Genomic DNA, 16574 nt, shown 5'->3' on the forward strand with positions numbered 1-16574 from the left:
TATCTACACATGACATGGAATGAGCATGTCAGTTCCTCGCGAACGGCTGCGCGATGACCGCGCCGTCGTCAGGACAGCTTGGCGATCTCCTCGCGGACCGTGTTGACGACCTTGGCCGGGAGCGTCGCATAGCCCTGGAACGTCAGGTTCTCCTGGCCCTTCCGGCTGGCCATGTAGGTCAAGAACGTCTTGGTGGCGGGCCAGGTCGCCGGCTTGTTGCCCTTGTTGCAGACGATCTCGTAGGTGACCACATCGATCGGGTAGGCGCCGGGGGCCTTGGTGCCGTAGTCGAGCCCGAGAATGACGTCGTTGCCGGTGTTGGCGACCTTGGCGCCGGCAATCGCCTGGGACGCCGCGATCACATTGGCGTCGACGGGGGCGGGCGCGCCGGTGTCGACCGAGACGGTGCGGATCATGCGGGACACCGCGTACGGCAGCTCGAAGTAGCCGATGGCGCCCGGGGTCTGCTTCACCTGTGCGGCGAGATCCGAGGAGCCCTTTGCGGACCGGCCGCCCTTGGCCGGCCACTCCTTGGCATGCGGATACGGCCAGGCGTCCGGTGCGGTGGCGTTGAGGTAGGCGGTGAAGTTGTCCGTCGTACCGGAGGAGTCGGAGCGGTGGAACACCTGGATCGGCGTCGAGGGCAGCTTGGCGCCCTTGTTGAGCGCGGCGATCGCGGGATCGTTCCACTTCGTGATCTGTGCGTTGAAGATCTTGGCGAGGGTGGGCGCGTCCAGCACCAGCCGGTCGACGCCCGGGAGATGGAATCCGACCGCGATCGGTCCGCCGACCATCGGCAGGTGAACGGCGTGCCCGCCGTCGGCGCAGACCTTCTTGGACCGGGTGACCTGATCGGTGGTCAGCGGGGAGTCCGAACCCGCGAAGGCGGTGGTGCCGGCCAGGAAGTCGTCCTGGCCGGCACCGGAGCCGTTGTCCTTGTAGGCGATCTTGGTGCCGGAACAGGCCCGGGTGTAGTTCTTGACCCAGTACTTCATCGCGTACTGCTGTGCCGTCGAGCCGGAGGCGTTCACGGTGGCCGGCTTGCCGCAGGCGATTCCGCCGGCGCCGGTACTGGCCCCGGTGGACGAGCCGCCGGAGGGGCTGGAGTCGGCGCTCGAACCGCACGCTGTGAGAACCAGGGCGCCGCAGAGGGTCGCCGCCCCGACCACCCCGGTACGCGGCCCGCCCTTCCGCTGAAGCTTCACCTTTCAGTGCTCCTTCCTGCGGGCCGGGCCCGGCCGACGCAGCAGAGGGTGATGCCACCGCGCGGGCGCGCGGCGGACGGCCGTGCGGCGGCATCTCACACAGCGATGCGCGCGCGGCCACACCCTCCGTGACTATATGCACTTATATGCGTACTGGCGGTGATTACGCCGATCGGTGAGTCCCGCAGGGATCCGCCGGGCTCGCCGGGCCCCGGCAAGGCCCGGCAGGTCCCGGCGTTTCCCGTGGGATCAGTGCGCCTTCTGCGCCAGCCGCAGCAGATGGTCGGCGAGGGCCTGGCCGCCCGCCGGATCGCGGCTGATCAGCATCAGGGTGTCGTCGCCGGCGATGGTGCCGAGGATGTCGTGCAGCTCCGCCTGGTCGATGGCCGAGGCCAGGAACTGGGCGGCGCCGGGCGGGGTGCGCAGGACGACGAGGTTGGCGGAGGCCTCGGCGGAGATGAGGAGTTCGCTGGAGAGGCGGCGCATGCGCTCCTCCTTGGCGGACTCGCCCAGGGGGGCCCGCGGCTTGCGGTCCCCGCCCTCGCTGGGCACCGCGTAGATCAGCTCCCCGCCGGTGTTCCGGATCTTGACCGCGCCCAGTTCGTCGAGGTCGCGGGAGAGCGTCGCCTGGGTGACGGACAGCCCGTCGTCGGCGAGCAGCTTGGCGAGCTGGCTCTGGGAGCGGACCGGCTGCCGGTTGAGGATGTCCACGATCCGGCGATGGCGGGCGGTGCGGGTCTGCGGTACCGACGGGCCGCCGTTGTGCGACTCCGTCTCCTGCGGCTCGGTCATCGTTGTCGTCAGTCTCCGGATCGTTGTTCCCCGTCGGCCCCTTGGCGGGCCGTGTTGAGGACGGCGGGGAGCTTGTGGAGGAACGTGTCCGCCTGCTCGTCGGAGACGATCAGCGGCGGGGCGAGCCGGATGACGTCCGGCGCGACCGCGTTCACCAGGAGGCCCGCGTCCTGAGCCGCCTGCTGCACCCGAGGCGCGAGGGACTCGGTCAAGACGATACCCAGGAGGAGGCCCGCACCGCGGACCTGGCCGACCAATGGGTGCCCCAGCGCCTCGATTCCGTTCCGCAGCCGCTCGCCGACCCGCTTGACGTGGTCGAGGATGCCGTCCGCCTCGATGGTGTCCAGGACGGCGAGGGCGCCGGCGCAGACGACCGGGTTGCCGCTGAACGTCGAGCCGTGCGAGCCGGGCGTGAGCAGGTCGGCGGCCGGGCCGAAGGCCAGCGTCGCGCCGATCGGCAGACCGCCGCCCAGCCCCTTGGCGAGGGTGATGATGTCCGCCTCGACGCCCTGCGCCTGGGACTCCAGCCAGTGGCCGGTGCGGCCGATGCCGGTCTGGATCTCGTCGAGGACGAGCAGGGTGCCGGTGGCGGCGGTGATCTCGCGGGCGGCCTGGAGGTAGCCGGGCGGCGGGACGACGACGCCGTTCTCGCCCTGGACGGGCTCGAGGATGACGAACGCGGTGTCGGTGGTGACCGCCGCGCGGAGGGCCTCGACATCCCCGTACGGGACGTGGTCGACGTCGCCGGGCAGCGGGGCGAACGGGGCCTGTTTGGCGGGCTGGCCGGTCAGCGCGAGGGCGCCCATGGTGCGGCCGTGGAAGCCGCCGGCCGTGGAGACCATGTGGCTGCGCCCGGTCAGCCGGCCGATCTTGAAGGCGGCTTCGTTGGCCTCGGCGCCGGAGTTGGAGAAGTAGACCCGGCCGGGGCGGCCGCCGGCCAGCGCGAGCAGCCGCTCGGCCAGCGCCACGGTGGGCTCGGCGATGAAGAAGTTGGAGACATGACCGAGGGTGGCGACCTGGTCGGACACGGCCCGGACAACGGCGGGGTGGGCGTGGCCCAGGGCATTGACCGCGATGCCGCCGAGGAAGTCGAGGTACTCCTTGCCGTCGGCGTCCCACACCACGGCGCCCTCACCGCGTACCAGCGGGATGCGCGGGGTGCCGAAGTTGTCCATCATCGCGCCCTGCCAGCGCCCGGTGAGACCCGCGTTGTCCGTCGGTCCCCCGGTGTGTGCCGCCCGACTCATGTCGCCCCCTCGATCGTGTTCGTGTCCGGCACGACCATCGTGCCGATTCCTTCGTCGGTGAAGATCTCCAGCAGGATCGAGTGCTGGACCCGCCCGTCGATGACCCGCGCGGTGTGCACTCCGTTGCGTACGGCGTGCAGACAGCCCTGCATCTTGGGGACCATGCCGCTGGCCAGGTCGGGCAGCAGCTTCTCCAGTTGGGTGGCGGTGAGGCGGGAGATCACCTCGTCGCTGTGGGGCCAGTCCTCGTAGAGGCCCTCGACATCGGTGAGGACCATCAGCGTCTCGGCACCGAGCGCGGCGGCCAGCGCGGCCGCGGCGGTGTCGGCGTTGACGTTGAAGACGGCTGATCCCCCAGAGGCGGCATCACCCTCGTCGTTGCTGCGGGCGATGGAGGAGATGACCGGGATCCGGCCGTCGTCCAGCAGCGCCTGTACCGCGCCCGGGTCGATGGCGGTGATCTCGCCGACCCGGCCGATGTCCACCCGCGCGCCGTCGATGTCGGCGTAGTGCTTGGTCGCCGTCATGAGGTGGGCGTCCTCGCCGGTCATGCCGACGGCGAAGGGCCCGTGCTCATTGAGCAGGCCGACCAGTTCGCGCTGCACCTGCCCCGCCAGCACCATCCGTACGACGTTCATCGCCTCGGGCGTGGTGACCCGCAGGCCGCCCTTGAACTCCGACTCCAGGCCGAGCAGGTCCAGCTGCGCGCTGATCTGCGGGCCGCCGCCGTGTACGACGACGGGGCGCAGACCGGCGTGCCGCAGGAAGACCACGTCCTGGGCGAAGGCGCGCTTGAGCTCCTCGTCGATCATGGCGTTGCCGCCGAACTTGATGACGACGGTCTTGCCGTGATGACGGGTCAGCCAGGGCAGCGCCTCAATGAGGGTGCGGGCCTTGGGGAGCGCGGTGTGCTTACGAGTGCTCATGAGGAGTACGCACTGTTCTCGTGGACGTAATCGGCGGTGAGGTCATTGGCCCAGATGACCGCGGACTCGGCACCGGCGGCCAGGTCGGCGGTGATCCGTACCTCCCGGAAGCGCATGTCGACCAGGTCGCGGTCCTCGCCGACCGAGCCGTTCTTGCAGACCCAGACGTCGTTGATGGCGACGTTGAGCTGGTCGGGATCGAAGGCGGCGGAGGTGGTGCCGATGGCGGAGAGCACCCGGCCCCAGTTGGGGTCCTCGCCGTGGATGGCGCACTTGAGGAGGTTGTTCCGGGCGATGGAGCGGCCGACCTCGACGGCATCGTCCTCGCTCGCGGCGTGGATCACCTCGATGCGGATGTCCTTGCTCGCACCCTCGGCGTCGCCGATGAGCTGGCGGGCGAGGTCGTCGCAGACGGTCCGTACGGCCTCGGCGAAGGCGTCCTGGTCGGGGACGAGGCCGGAGGCGCCGGAGGCCAGCAGCAGGACGGTGTCGTTGGTGGACATACAGCCGTCGGAGTCGACCCGGTCGAAGGTGGTACGGGTCGCGGCCCGCAGCGCCGCATCGAGACCGGCGGCCGGCACATCGGCGTCGGTGGTCAGCACGACGAGCATGGTGGCCAGCCCGGGGGCGAGCATGCCCGCGCCCTTGGCCATCCCGCCGACCGTCCAGCCGTCGACGGCGACCTGGGCCGTCTTGTGCACGCTGTCGGTGGTCTTGATGGCGATGGCGGCCTTCTCGCCGCCGTGCTCGGTGAGTTCGGCCGCGGCCTGCCCGACTCCCGGCAGCAGCTTGTCCATCGGGAGCCGGATGCCGATCAGCCCGGTGGAGGCGACCGCCACCTCGCCGGCACTGTGCCCCTCCAGCACCTCCGCAACCTTCTCCGCGGTCGCATGGGTGTCCTGGAAGCCCAGCGGGCCCGTGCAGGCGTTGGCGCCACCGGAGTTGAGGATGACGGCGGAGACCCGGCCGCCCTTGAGGACCTGCTCGGACCAGACGACCGGCGCGGCCTTGACGCGGTTGGAGGTGAAGACACCGGCGGCGGCCAGGCGCGGCCCGTTGTTCACCACGAGGGCGAGATCCGGGTTGCCGCCGCTCCCATTGGCAAGAGGGGCCTTGATACCGGCGGCGATGCCCGCCGCCGTGAATCCCTTGGCTGCCGTCACGCTCATGCCTTGGCCTCGCTCCGCTCGGCGCGAACGCATGAGCGTCGCGCGCACCCTTCCATGGTTCCCTCGCTGCGCTCGCTCACGGTGCGACTCCGATCGTGGAAAGTCCGGTGGTCTCCTCGAGACCGAGGGCGATGTTCATGGACTGGACGGCGCCGCCCGCGGTGCCCTTGGTGAGGTTGTCGAGGGCGCAGATCACGATGATCCGGCCGGCCGCGGCGTCCAGCGTCACCTGGAGGTGCGCGGCGTTGGAACCGTGGACGGCGCCGGTCGCCGGCCACTGGCCCTCGGGCAGCAGCCGGACGAACGGCTCGTCGGCCAGCGCCTTCTCGTACGCGGCGCGTACGGCGGCGGCGTCCACGCCGGGCCGGGCCTTGGCCGAGCAGGTGGCGAGGATGCCGCGGGGCATCGGCGCGAGGGTCGGGGTGAAGGAGACGCCGACGCGCTCGCCCGCCACCGCGCTCAGGTTCTGGATCATCTCCGGGGTGTGCCGGTGGCCGCCGCCGACGCCGTACGGGCTCATCGAGCCCATCACCTCGGAGCCCAGCAGATGCGGCTTGGCGGCCTTGCCCGCGCCGGAGGTGCCGGAGGCCGCGACGATGACGGCCTCGGGCTCGGCGAGGGCGGCCTGGTAGGCCGGGAAGAGGGCGAGCGAGACGGCGGTGGGGTAGCAGCCCGGCACCGCGATGCGCTTGGCCCCCTGGAGCGCGGCGCGCGCCCCGGGCAGCTCCGGCAGGCCGTACGGCCAGGTGCCCGCGTGGGCCGAGCCGTAGAACGCCTCCCAGTCGGCGGCGTCCGTCAGCCGGAAGTCGGCGCCGCAGTCGACGATGAGGACATCGGGCCCGAGCTGTTCGGCGACCTCCGCGGACTGGCCGTGCGGCAGCGCGAGAAAGACGACGTCGTGACCGGCCAGCACCTCGACGGAGGTCGGCTGGACCTCCCGGTCGGCCAGCGGGAGCAGGTGCGGCTGCAGGGAACCCAGGCGCTGACCGGCGTTGGAGTGCCCGGTCACCGCGCCGATCTCGACCTCGGGGTGCGCCAGAAGCAGACGCAGGACTTCACCCCCCGCGTATCCGCTCGCTCCGGCCACTGCTGCTCGTATCGTCATGGACCCTCCTCCTCGATGGCATGACTATACGGACAGCGGCAGTTTTATGCAACGCCGTCGCCTGCGGGGCACCGGCCCCCGAGCACGCCGAAACCGCCGCCCCGCGTCAGGGGCGACGACATGCCTGCCACTTCCTCCCCTCCAGTGTCGGTCCGGTATGTCGCGGATGTCAGCACCGGCGGTCCGGCCGCTCCATACGGGGAATCCCGTATGGCGCCGGGGCCCGCCTCCTTGGTGGAGTGGGAGCGTACGAGGAGGTGAGGGCATGGCCACGTCCGCCGATGTCACCCACGGCGCCGCGCCGGGCACGGACCGGACGGACGAGGACCGGATGCGGGAGTTCCTGGAGCAGGTGATCACCGACGGCGGGGCCGCGGTGGCCGGCCTGTGCACCTCCCTCGGCGACCGGCTCGGCCTCTACACGGCGATGGCCGGGGCCGGTCCGCTCACCTCCGCCCAGCTCGCCGTCCGCACCGGGCTGGTCGAGCGGTACGTCCGCGAATGGCTGGCCGCCCAGGTGGCCGGCGGCTATGTGACATACGCGCCCGCGACCGACACCTACGAGCTGCCCGACGAGCACGCCGCCGTACTGGCCGACCCGAATTCGCCCCACTACGCGGCGGGCTTCTTCACCATGCTGCAGGCCCTCTACGCCACCGAGGACGCCCTCATGGACGCCTTCCGCACCGGCGAGGGCGTGAGCTGGGAGGAGCACGGGCCGGCGCTGTTCACGGGCACCGCGAAGTTCTTCCGGCCCGGCTATACGGCCGCGCTGGTCCCCGAGTGGCTGGCCGCGCTGGACGGCATGGTGGAGAAGCTGGCGCGCGGCGCGCGGGTCGCGGACGTCGGATGCGGTTACGGCTGGTCCACGGTGCTGATGGCCCGCGCCTTCCCCGCATCCCGCTTCCACGGCTTCGACTTCCACCGGCCCTCCGTCCGGGCGGCCCGCGGCATCGCGGCCGAGCAGGGGCTGGCCGACCGGGTGCGCTTCGAAGTCGCCGGCGCCCAGGACTTCCCGGGCAAGAACTACGACCTGATCACCTTCTTCGACTGCCTGCACGACACCGGCGACCCCGGCGGCGCGCTCCGCTGCGCCGAACAGGCGCTGGCCGACGACGGCATCTGCATGATCGTGGAGCCGAACGGTTCGGCCGACGTCCAGGAGAATGCCACCCCGATCGGCCGGGCGCTGACCGCCGCCTCGGTCGCCGTGTGCCTGCCCTCCGCGCTGGCCCAGCACGGTCCGCAGGCACTGGGAAATCACGCGGGAGAGGAGGCGATGCGAACCATCGCCGCCGACGCCGGGCTGCGCCACTGGAAGCTTGTGGCCGAGAGCCCGGTCAACCGCGTCTACGCCGTCGGCCGCTAACCGCGGCCGACGCCCCCGGCCGGTCTTCCCCCGGCCGGCCGGGCGGCAGCTTGACGCGTTCCGGCCCGCTGGCCACGCTGGAGGCATGAGCGCGGCCGCGGAGGCCGGCCTGCGGCGCATCTTCGCCGTCGTGGACCTCCTGATCGACGCCGTCGACGAGGAAGCCCTTGTTCCGGCGCTGCTTCCCCTGCTGCTGGGCGCCGTACCCGGCGACAGCATCGTCTGGACGCCCCGCCCCGACCCGGCGCACCGGGCGCTCACCCTGCCCGCCGACCTCCTCACCCGCGACGCGTGGGACGCCTTCGCCCGCGACGCACCGGCCGACCCCCTGGTCACCCACACCACCTTCGGCACCGGCACCCCCATGCGCCGCTCGACCCTCCAGACCGACCTCGCCTACCACGCACTGGCCGCCTACAGCGACGTCTACCGCCCCCTCGGCGCCGAGCACCAGCTCGCCATGTCCTTCCCCGGCGGCTATGTGAACGGGCAGCCCCGCAGCATCTGCCTGGCCGTCAACCGCAGCGGCCCCGACTTCACCGACCACGACGTCCTCGCCGCCGCCCTGCTGCGCACCCGCCTCACCCACGTCCTGGACCGCCTCGCCCCGCCCCCGCCGGTACGCTCCCAGGTCACCCGCCGCGAGTCCGCCGTCCTCGCCCTGCTCGCGCACGGGCTGACCAACCAGCAGATCGCCCGCCGCCTGGCGATCAGCCCCCGTACGGTCGACAAACACCTGGAGCACGCCTACGCCAAGCTCCGCGTCGGCGGCCGCGTGGCGGCGGCGAACGCCTGGCTGACCCGGACGCCGACGGAGGCGCGGCCGGTGCGGTAGGCGGGCGGGCGCGCGCGCCGCTCGCCACCGATGAGTTCCGCGGCCCGTCGCCGTCTACCCGTCGGACACGATTCAGGGCGCCGCCGCGCCGGGCAACGGAAGAACTTCTCATGACCACCACCGACCACGCCGAGAACACGGGCACCGAACGAAAGACGGACGAGGCAGCGATCCGGGAGCTGCTGCAGGACCGCGCGACGGCGACCGCGGAGCGGGACGCCGAGCGGTTCCTCGGACACTGCGCGCCGGAGATCGTGGACTTCGGCCTCGCTCCCCCGCTCCGGCTGACCGGCCCGGAGGCGCTCGACCGGCAGGCCGTCGAGGCCTGGTACGCGACCTGGGAGGGGCCCGTCGAGGTGACCTCGACCCAGATCGAGATCACGGTCGGCGACGGGGTCGCCTTCGCCCACAGCATCAACCGGATGCACGGCGCCAAGGCGTGCGACTCCGAGGTGCAGCTGTGGTTCCGGGCGACCGTCGGTCTGCGGAAGATCGACGGGGTCTGGCGGATCACCCACGTCCATGAATCGGTGCCGTTCCGGATGGACGGGTCGGGGCTGGCGGCGCTCGATCTGACGCCGTAGCGGGTCTCAGCCGCGGCCACCCCTGGGGCGCCGGAGGAAGGCGACGACGCCCCAGCCGACCGCGCCGGCCAGCAGCGCGCCGCCGACCACCGTCACGGTCGTGCCGACCCCAGAGCCGCCGCCGAGGCCGGTGTGAGCGCCGCCCTTGGGGACGGCCTCGCCCGGGCCGGCGTCGGTGCCGGCGTCGCTGCCCGCCCCAGGCCCGCCCTCGGGGCCGACATCGGAGTTGGCCTCGGAGTTGGCCTCGGAGTCGACGTCGACCTCGGCCTCGGCGGAGACGGTGAGGGTGCCGGTGAAGGTGTGCCGGCCGCCCGCCGGGTCCCCCTGCGCCTCGCTCTCCGCCTCCCCCTGGGTCCCGAATTCACCGGCCCTATCGGCTTTGTCACCCTTATCGGCGTTATCGGCCGTATCGGCCTTGCCGCCGCCGCAGGTGACGGTGACGGTGTACTCGCCCGGCTCGGTGCCGGGCGGAACGGTGGCGGTGCCGCCGACCTGGTTCCGCAGCATGGACAGCTTCAGCTTCGGGATGTCCGTACCGCCGAACGTGGCCGCACCGGTCCCGCCGGTGCAGTTGCCGCCGTCGAAGACGGAGAATTCGCCGCCGGGCGCCACCGGGTCGGGCTGGACGATCACCGGGTTCGTCCCGTCCGCGGCAGTGGCGACGCCCGAGCCGCACAGCGCGAAGGACGCCATCACGGCGCCGGCCAGGGGGACGCGACGGCGGACGGGGCGGAGGGCAGCGTGTGTGTCCATGCCCCGAGCCAAACGTCCCCGTGCGCCGCGCGCACGTCGGTGGCGGGTCCGGCTGGGCTTTCCGGGTGGTCTTTGCTGCGCACCCGCGCGGCTCACGCCTCCAGCGCCAGGCTCCAGTTGCCCGCGCGCCCGGTCAGGGTCGTCACCGAGAGCGGCTGGACATCGATCCGCCAGTACGTGTGCGGGGGCGCCTGGAGCGCATAGACCAGGGCCGCGCGGACGACCCCGGGCTCGGCGATCGCCACCAGTCCGGCACCCTCCCCGACCGGCCGGGTGTCCAGCCAGCTGCCGATGCGGGTGATGAAGGCCAGCAGCGACTCCCCGCCGTGCGGCGCGGACCGGGGGTCGGCCAGCCACGCATCCACCGCCTGGGGCTCGGCCGCGGTCACCTCGGCCAGGGTCCGGCCGCGCCAGCGCCCCATGTCGCAGTCCCGCAGACCCGGCTGGGCGAGCGGGGTGAGGCCGAGCGCCTCACCGGTCTCCCGGCAGCGCGCGGACGGCGAGCAGTAGCGCAGCTCGGCGGCGGCGAGCCGGCACAGGACGGGCGCGGCGCGCTCGGCCTCGTGCCATCCGGCGGCGTCGAGCGGGCGGTCGTCGTCGAACCGGGTCTCGAGCAGCGCGGAGCTGCGGGCGGCGGCGAGCAGCTTGAGGCGACCATGCATGCGCCGAATGGTACGAGTACCACCGCCCCGGCCAACCCTCTGGTCAGAAGTCGATGGGTCCGGGGTCCATCAGCCCCAGCGTCATCCACTGCTCCGGCGACACCAGGCTGCGGAAGCCGATCTTCTCGTAGACGCCGTGCGCGTCCTGGGTGGCGAGCGTGATCCGGGTCAGCCCGCAGGGCGTCAGATGGTCGGCGACGGCCTGGACGAGGGCGGTGCCCAGGCCCTTGCCGCGGTCCTCGCGCGCGACGTAGACATCGCAGAGCCAGGCGAAGGTGGCGTGGTCGGTGACGACCCGGGCGTACGCGGCCTGGCGCCCCGAACCGGACGCGTACAGGCCGAAGTTGAGCGATCCGGCGACGGCTCGGTCGTGCCGCTCGCGGGTGCGGCCGACGGCCCAGTAGGCGTCGGTGGACAGCCAGTCGTGGACCAGATCGCCGTCCAGGCGGGCCGGGTCGGTGGAGATCTCGTAGCCCTCGAGCGCGTGATCGTTCATGCGGGGAGGTTCGCAGAAGCGCGGGGCCCGCGTCGAACCCGTATCCGAAGGAACGGCGTATCTCCGGAACGGCGTATCTCCGGGGACGGCACATCTCCGGGTACGGCGGCCTCAGTCCACCGGGATCCCCAGCTCGTCGCACGCCGCCCGCAGCCTCCGCACCCCTTCGGTGAGTTCCCCGGTCCCGGACGCGGAGGCGAAGCTCAGGCGCAGATGCGGGGCCGGCGCCTCGGCGGCGAAGTAGGGGCGGCCGGCCGCCACCGCGACGCCCGCGCGCAGCGCCCCGCCGGTCAGCGCCGCCTCGTCCGTACCGTCCGGCAGCCGCACCCACAGTTGATAGCCGCCGGGCGGGACGTACAGGCCGCTCCCCGCGAGGGCGGGGAGATCGTGGCGCAGGGCGGCGACCATGGTGTCCCGGCGGGCCGCCAACTCGCCGGAGATCAGGCGGAGATGACGGGTCCAGGCGGGCGAGCCGACCAGTTCGACGGCGGTTTCCTGGAGCGGTCCGGCGACGAAGAAGCTGTCGACGACCTGGATGGCGCGCAGCCGGTCGAGGACCGGGCCGCGGGCGGCCAGGGCACCCACCCGCAGGCTGGGCGAGGTGGGCTTGGTCAGGGAGCAGAGATGGACGACGGTGCCGTCCCGGTCGTCCGCCATCAGGGTAGGCGGGAGGGCGGGCGCGCCGTCGTGGACCAGCCGCCGGGCGAAGTCGTCCTCGACCACGAACGCCCCGGCCGCGCGGGCCACCCGGAGCACCTCGCGCCGCCGCTCCTCCGCGAGCACCGCGCCCGTCGGGTTCTGGAACAGCGGCTGGCAGACGAACAGCCGTGCGCCGCTGGCCCGGAACGCGTCGGCGAGCAGGTCGGTGCGGACGCCGTCTGCGTCGACGGGGACGGGGACCGGGCGCAGGCCGGAGGCGCGGGCGGCGGCCAGCATGCCCGGGTAGGTGGGGGATTCGACCAGGACCGGCGCGCCGGGGGCGGCGACCGCGCGCAGGGCGGTGGTCAGCGCACTCTGGCCGCCGGCGGTGACCAGCACATCGCTTGCGGCGAGCGTGCCGCCGGGGCCGCCGATCTCCCGCGCGAACCAGGCCCGCAGCTGCAAGATGCCTTCGAGCGGCGGCCGCCCCCAGGCACCCGGCCGCCGCCCGGCGCGGGCCAGCGCCCCGGCGAGGGCGCGTTCGGGCTGGAGGTCGGGGTGCAGATAGCCACCGTGGAGTTCGATGACGCCGGGCGCGGGCGTGGCGAGGGTGGCCACCACGCCCGAGGCGTCGACGCTGCGGGGCACCTGGTCGCCGGCCGGCTCGGCGCTCAGGGCGATCGTCTGCCAGGAGGTGTCGGCGGGGCGCGGGGTCTCGGTGCGCGGTACGGCCCGGAAGGCCCCGGCGCCGGGCCGGGTGACGACCAGGCCCTCGGCGACGAGCTCGGCAAGGGCGCGGGAGACGGTCACCGGGCTCACCCGGTGCTGTTCGATCAGGGCGCGACTCGATGGCAGCTTCTCTCCGGGAGAGTAGCGGTTCAACTCTGCACGGAGGACTTTAGCCAGTTCAGCGACACTGCTACGCTCTTGCATGAGCAACAACGATAGCACTATCGCGCCAAGCGGGATAGCGGTCACCACCCCGGAGCGGCCCGCCGAGGTCCGCGGCGCCACTGGTGGCGGTGGCGCGGCGGACGGCGCCGCCCGCCGCGACACCGCCACCGGGCGCGGCTCCCTCCTCGCCGCGCTGGGCGTCGCCTCCTTCTCCCTCACGTTCCCTGCCACAGCCTGGGCCCTCGAGGGCATGGGCCCGTGGACCGTGGTCATGCTGCGCAGTGTGCTCGCGGCCGCGCTCGCCGGCGGCGCCCTGCTCGCCCTGCGGGTCCGCGTCCCCGAGCGGCGCCACTGGGCCGGCATCGCGGTCGTGACGGCCGGAGTGGTCCTCGGCTTCCCGATCCTGACCACCCTGGCCCTGCAGACCTCCACCACCTCGCACGCGGCCGTCGTGGTGGGCCTGCTGCCGCTGACCACCGCCGCCTACTCCGCCGTACGGACCGGAGCGCGGCCCTCGCGCACCTTCTGGACCGCCTCGCTGGCCGGCGCCGCCGTCGTCATCGGCTTCACGGTGCAGCAGAGCGGCGGCGCGCTCAGCACCGGCGATCTGTTCCTGTTCGCGGCGCTGCTGGTGTGCGCGGCCGGGTACGCCGAGGGCGGCCGGCTGGCCCGCCATATGCCCGGCTGGCAGGTGATCGGCTGGGCCCTGGTGCTGGCCCTGCCGCTGACGGCCACGGGGGCGGTCTTCGCGCTGTCCACCGAGCCGCTGCGGCTGACCGGGCACGCGGTCGGCGGGCTGCTGTGGCTGGCGTTCGGCCCGTCGTTCCTGGGCATGGTCGTCTGGTACCGCGGAATGGCCGCCATCGGCGTCTCGCGGGCCAGCCAGCTGCAGCTCGCCCAGCCGCTGCTGACGCTGGTGTGGTCCGTCCTGCTGCTCGGCGAGCAGCTGCCGCCGGCCGCTCCGGTCGCGGCGGTCGCGGTCCTGGTGTGTATCGCGATCACCCAGCGGACCCGCGGCTGACGCAGCGCAGCCGCCCGCCGCTTGCCAGGTGCGAGGACCGGCGGTGGACGTAAACTTGCCGCGATGGCGCCTACCGCCGTCCGGGCCGTCCCCCGGTCCGTACCAGGCAAACCGTTGGCCGTTCCATCGCCCGGCCGCAGCAGAGCGCCGGCCGGGCCGGTCGCGCGGCCGCCCGAAGCGGGAGGACCTCTGATGCACGCAAGCAGGGGCGACCGGCTGGTGGTCCACGGCAGAACCGTCGGGCATCACGACCACGTCGTCGAGATCGTCGAGGTATTGGGTACGAACGGAGATCCGCCCTACCGCGTCCGCGCCGAGGACGGGCATGAATCGATCATGTCGCCCGGCCCCGACTCCGTCGTCGAGCACAAGAAATCCACCGACATCACCGGCCGCTAGGACGTCACCGCCCATCAGCGGGCGCCCTCACCACTACGGCCGCACCGCGCCGCCGTAGTGGTCCCGTACGACGTGGGCAAGCGCCCCCGCCCGGTCCCTGACCACATCCCGCGCCGAGAAATAGACATGGCCGCCGACCTGCGGATAGCCGCGGGCGAAGGCGAGGTGCTGGGAGAGCTCGGCCGGGTTCTGCCAGGGGGTGCTCTGCGCCGGGTCGCCCGCCCGGTACAGCGCCTCGCCGATGTAGAGGTCCACGCCGGTGCCGGCCACGGCCTGCGACCACCACGGCACCAGCTTGGCGTAGTCGGCGGCCGGGAAGCCGATGTTCCAGTACACCTGCGGCACGATGTAGTCGACCCACCCCTCCCGCACCCAGCGCCGCGTGTCGGCGTACAGCTCGTCGTAGGTCTGCGTCCCGCGGGTGTCGGAACCCGATGAATCGGTCCCCCGGTTACGCCAAATGGCCGAGGGACTGACACCGAACCGCACCGGCCGCCCCACCTCCCCGACCTTCTGCTTCATCTCCCGCACCAGCCGGTCGACATTGTCCCGCCGCCAGCTCGCCCGGTCCGCAAAGCCCGCACCGTGCTGCTCGAAGGCCGCGTCGTCCCCGAAAAGCTGCCCCGCGACCGGATACGGATAGAAGTAGTCGTCGAAGTGCACCCCGTCGACGTCATAGCGGCGCACCGCGTCGAGCATCGCCTCCTGCACAAAACCGCGGACCTCGGGCAGTCCCGGGTTGTAGTAGAGCTTGCCGCCGTAGGAGAGCACCCACTCCGGGTGCCGGCGCGCGGGATGGCCGGGCACCAGCCGGCCGCGGTCGGTGTGGTTGGCGACGCGGTAGGGGTTGAACCAGGCGTGCAGCCCGAGATCGCGCCGGTGCGCCTCGGCGACGGCGAAGCCGAGCGGGTCCCATCCGGGGTCCTTGCCCTGCTTGCCGGTCAGATACTGCGACCAGGGCTCGTACGGGGAGGGCCACAGCGCGTCGGCGGTGGGCCGGACCTGGAAGTACACCGTGTTCAGGCGGCGTTCGACGGCCGCGTCGAGGAGGGCGCGCAGCTGGCGCTGCTGCTCGGCGGGCGGCAGTCCCGGCTTGGTGGGCCAGTCGAGGTTGGCGACGGTGGCGAGCCACATGCCCCGCATCCCGCCCGGCCGCGCCGGGCCCGCCGTCCCCGCTGCTGCCGCCGCCTCCCCCGCTCCGAGCAGCGACGACGCCACGCCCAGTGCGCCCGCCGCGAACCCCCGCCGTGTGATCCGTCTCATGATCCCTCTCATGAAAAGCCGTCAGGTTGCCCTGTTTCGTCCCATCCTGGGGGCTCAGGATGCCTGCCCCGGCGCCCTTAGCACAGCACCTCGCGGAGTAACGTCGGGGCCGAGGCGGGCGCCGGACCCTTACGGCGTACCGCACGCTCCTGAAGATCAGCGAAAGGCACGAGGTGACGGACACTTTCACCGACATCGCACGCGTCGGAGTGGTCGGCTGCGGCCAGATGGGCGCGGGAATCGCCGAGGTCTGCGCCCGCGCCGGCCTGGATGTCATGGTCGCCGAGACCACCGGCGAAGCCCTGGAGCTGGGCCGCACCCGCTTGACCAACTCCCTCGGCAAGGCCGCTGAGCGCGGCAAGATCACCCCCGCGGAGCGCGATGCGACGCTCGGCCGGCTCAGCTTCACCACCGACCTCGGGGAGTTCGCCGACCGCGACCTCGTCATCGAGGCCGTTGTGGAGAACGAGCAGGTCAAGACCGAGATCTTCCAGGTCCTCGACCAGGTGATCACCCGCCCGGACGCGATCCTGGCGTCCAACACCTCGTCCATCCCGCTGGTGAAGCTGGCGGTCGCGACCTCTCGTCCCGACCAGGTCATCGGCATCCACTTCTTCAACCCTGCCCCGGTGCAGAAGCTGGTGGAGCTCATCCCCGCCCTCACCACCGGCGAGGAGACCATCAAGCGCGCCGAGGCCCTGGTCCAGAACGTCCTGGGCAAGCACGCCATCCGCGCCCAGGACCGCTCCGGCTTCGTCGTCAACGCGCTGCTGATCCCGTATCTGCTCTCCGCGATCCGGATGTTCGAGTCGGGCATCGCCAGCCGCGAGGACATCGACAACGGCATGGAGCTGGGCTGCGCCCACCCGATGGGCCCGCTCAAGCTGGCCGACCTCATCGGCCTGGACACCGTGGCCTCGGTCGCCGCCTCCATGTACGAGGAGTACAAGGAGCCGCTGTACGCCGCTCCCCCGCTGCTGGCGCGGATGGTGGACGCGGGACGGCTGGGGCGGAAGAGCGGGTCGGGCTTCTACTCGTACTAGCGGGTGCGGCGGGGCCGCCAAGTGGCGCTACTCCAGGGGGAGTTGCTCTGGAGTAGCGTAAGCGGCGGCGCTGCGGTCGGGTGGCTCTCCGTACCCCCGCGGGACCCTCATCCGCGCAGTCTCGGACGACCAGCGTGGTCTGCACGGAGGCACGATCCGGTGAGCGTGATCG

At 72.4% G+C, this 16574-nt stretch carries 17 protein-coding genes; 6 read left to right on the forward strand and 11 right to left on the reverse strand.

Annotated elements, in window-relative coordinates; all coding sequences use genetic code 11:
• Positions 1–68: 68 nt before the first annotated feature.
• From pstS to argC, 6 genes are all read right to left on the reverse strand, one after another.
• Complete coding sequence (gene pstS, locus AB0D04_RS23150) at positions 69–1205, reverse strand: phosphate ABC transporter substrate-binding protein PstS (RefSeq protein ID WP_362706373.1); 1137 nt, start codon at positions 1203–1205, stop codon at positions 69–71.
• Positions 1206–1454: 249 nt separating this feature from the next.
• On the reverse strand, positions 1455–1997 hold the full coding sequence (locus AB0D04_RS23155; protein WP_362706375.1) for an arginine repressor: 543 nt from the start codon (positions 1995–1997) through the stop codon (positions 1455–1457).
• Between the two features lie 8 nt (positions 1998–2005).
• Entirely contained in the window at positions 2006–3244 is a 1239-nt protein-coding gene (locus AB0D04_RS23160; protein ID WP_362706378.1) for an acetylornithine transaminase, read from the reverse strand.
• Entirely contained in the window at positions 3241–4170 is a 930-nt protein-coding gene (gene argB / locus AB0D04_RS23165; protein WP_362706380.1) for an acetylglutamate kinase, read from the reverse strand. The genes AB0D04_RS23160 and argB overlap by 4 nt, the downstream gene beginning before the upstream one ends.
• Entirely contained in the window at positions 4167–5339 is a 1173-nt protein-coding gene (gene argJ, locus AB0D04_RS23170) for a bifunctional glutamate N-acetyltransferase/amino-acid acetyltransferase ArgJ (protein WP_362706383.1), read from the reverse strand. The genes argB and argJ overlap by 4 nt, the downstream gene beginning before the upstream one ends.
• Positions 5340–5415: 76 nt before the next feature.
• Positions 5416–6444: an N-acetyl-gamma-glutamyl-phosphate reductase gene (gene argC, locus AB0D04_RS23175; RefSeq protein ID WP_362706386.1), complete on the reverse strand. Its 1029-nt coding sequence runs from the start codon at positions 6442–6444 to the stop codon at positions 5416–5418.
• 265 nt (positions 6445–6709) lie between these two features.
• Between argC and AB0D04_RS23180 the strand changes: the two genes are divergently transcribed.
• The 3 genes from AB0D04_RS23180 to AB0D04_RS23190 all read left to right on the forward strand — a co-directional run bounded on the left by AB0D04_RS23180 (position 6710) and on the right by AB0D04_RS23190 (position 9232).
• Entirely contained in the window at positions 6710–7813 is a 1104-nt protein-coding gene (locus AB0D04_RS23180) for a methyltransferase domain-containing protein (RefSeq protein WP_362706389.1), read from the forward strand.
• Between the two features lie 85 nt (positions 7814–7898).
• A complete protein-coding gene (locus tag AB0D04_RS23185) occupies positions 7899–8648 on the forward strand; it encodes a LuxR C-terminal-related transcriptional regulator (RefSeq protein WP_362706391.1) in 750 nt (249 codons plus the stop codon).
• Positions 8649–8758: 110 nt separating this feature from the next.
• The gene (locus AB0D04_RS23190; RefSeq protein WP_362706393.1) at positions 8759–9232 is read left to right on the forward strand and encodes a nuclear transport factor 2 family protein; all 474 of its coding nucleotides are present in this window, start codon (positions 8759–8761) and stop codon (positions 9230–9232) included.
• Between the two features lie 6 nt (positions 9233–9238).
• Here the strand turns inward: AB0D04_RS23190 and AB0D04_RS23195 are convergent, their stop codons facing one another.
• The 4 genes from AB0D04_RS23195 to AB0D04_RS23210 all read right to left on the reverse strand — a co-directional run bounded on the left by AB0D04_RS23195 (position 9239) and on the right by AB0D04_RS23210 (position 12715).
• A complete protein-coding gene (locus AB0D04_RS23195; protein ID WP_362706396.1) occupies positions 9239–9985 on the reverse strand; it encodes a hypothetical protein in 747 nt (248 codons plus the stop codon).
• Between the two features lie 92 nt (positions 9986–10077).
• Positions 10078–10647: a histidine phosphatase family protein gene (locus AB0D04_RS23200; protein ID WP_362706398.1), complete on the reverse strand. Its 570-nt coding sequence runs from the start codon at positions 10645–10647 to the stop codon at positions 10078–10080.
• Positions 10648–10690: 43 nt separating this feature from the next.
• Positions 10691–11143 (reverse strand): GNAT family N-acetyltransferase, encoded by a 453-nt coding sequence (locus tag AB0D04_RS23205; RefSeq protein ID WP_362706401.1) that lies wholly within the window; start codon positions 11141–11143, stop codon positions 10691–10693.
• Positions 11144–11254: 111 nt separating this feature from the next.
• A complete protein-coding gene (locus AB0D04_RS23210) occupies positions 11255–12715 on the reverse strand; it encodes a PLP-dependent aminotransferase family protein (RefSeq protein WP_362706403.1) in 1461 nt (486 codons plus the stop codon).
• Here AB0D04_RS23210 and AB0D04_RS23215 point away from each other — a divergent pair.
• Entirely contained in the window at positions 12714–13697 is a 984-nt protein-coding gene (locus AB0D04_RS23215; protein WP_362706406.1) for a DMT family transporter, read from the forward strand. The genes AB0D04_RS23210 and AB0D04_RS23215 overlap by 2 nt on opposite strands.
• Before the next feature lie 192 nt (positions 13698–13889).
• Complete coding sequence (locus AB0D04_RS23220; RefSeq protein WP_362706409.1) at positions 13890–14096, forward strand: DUF1918 domain-containing protein; 207 nt, start codon at positions 13890–13892, stop codon at positions 14094–14096.
• Positions 14097–14129: 33 nt separating this feature from the next.
• Here AB0D04_RS23220 and AB0D04_RS23225 read toward each other — a convergent pair whose 3' ends face one another.
• Positions 14130–15359: a family 10 glycosylhydrolase gene (locus tag AB0D04_RS23225; protein WP_362706412.1), complete on the reverse strand. Its 1230-nt coding sequence runs from the start codon at positions 15357–15359 to the stop codon at positions 14130–14132.
• 173 nt (positions 15360–15532) lie between these two features.
• On the opposite strand from AB0D04_RS23225, the gene AB0D04_RS23230 reads away from it, so the two are divergent.
• Entirely contained in the window at positions 15533–16402 is an 870-nt protein-coding gene (locus AB0D04_RS23230) for a 3-hydroxybutyryl-CoA dehydrogenase (protein ID WP_362706415.1), read from the forward strand.
• The last annotated feature ends 172 nt before the right edge of the window (positions 16403–16574 follow it).

The sequence above is a fragment of the Streptomyces sp. NPDC048483 genome, assembly GCF_040651455.1.
Taxonomy (GTDB): domain Bacteria; phylum Actinomycetota; class Actinomycetes; order Streptomycetales; family Streptomycetaceae; genus Streptomyces.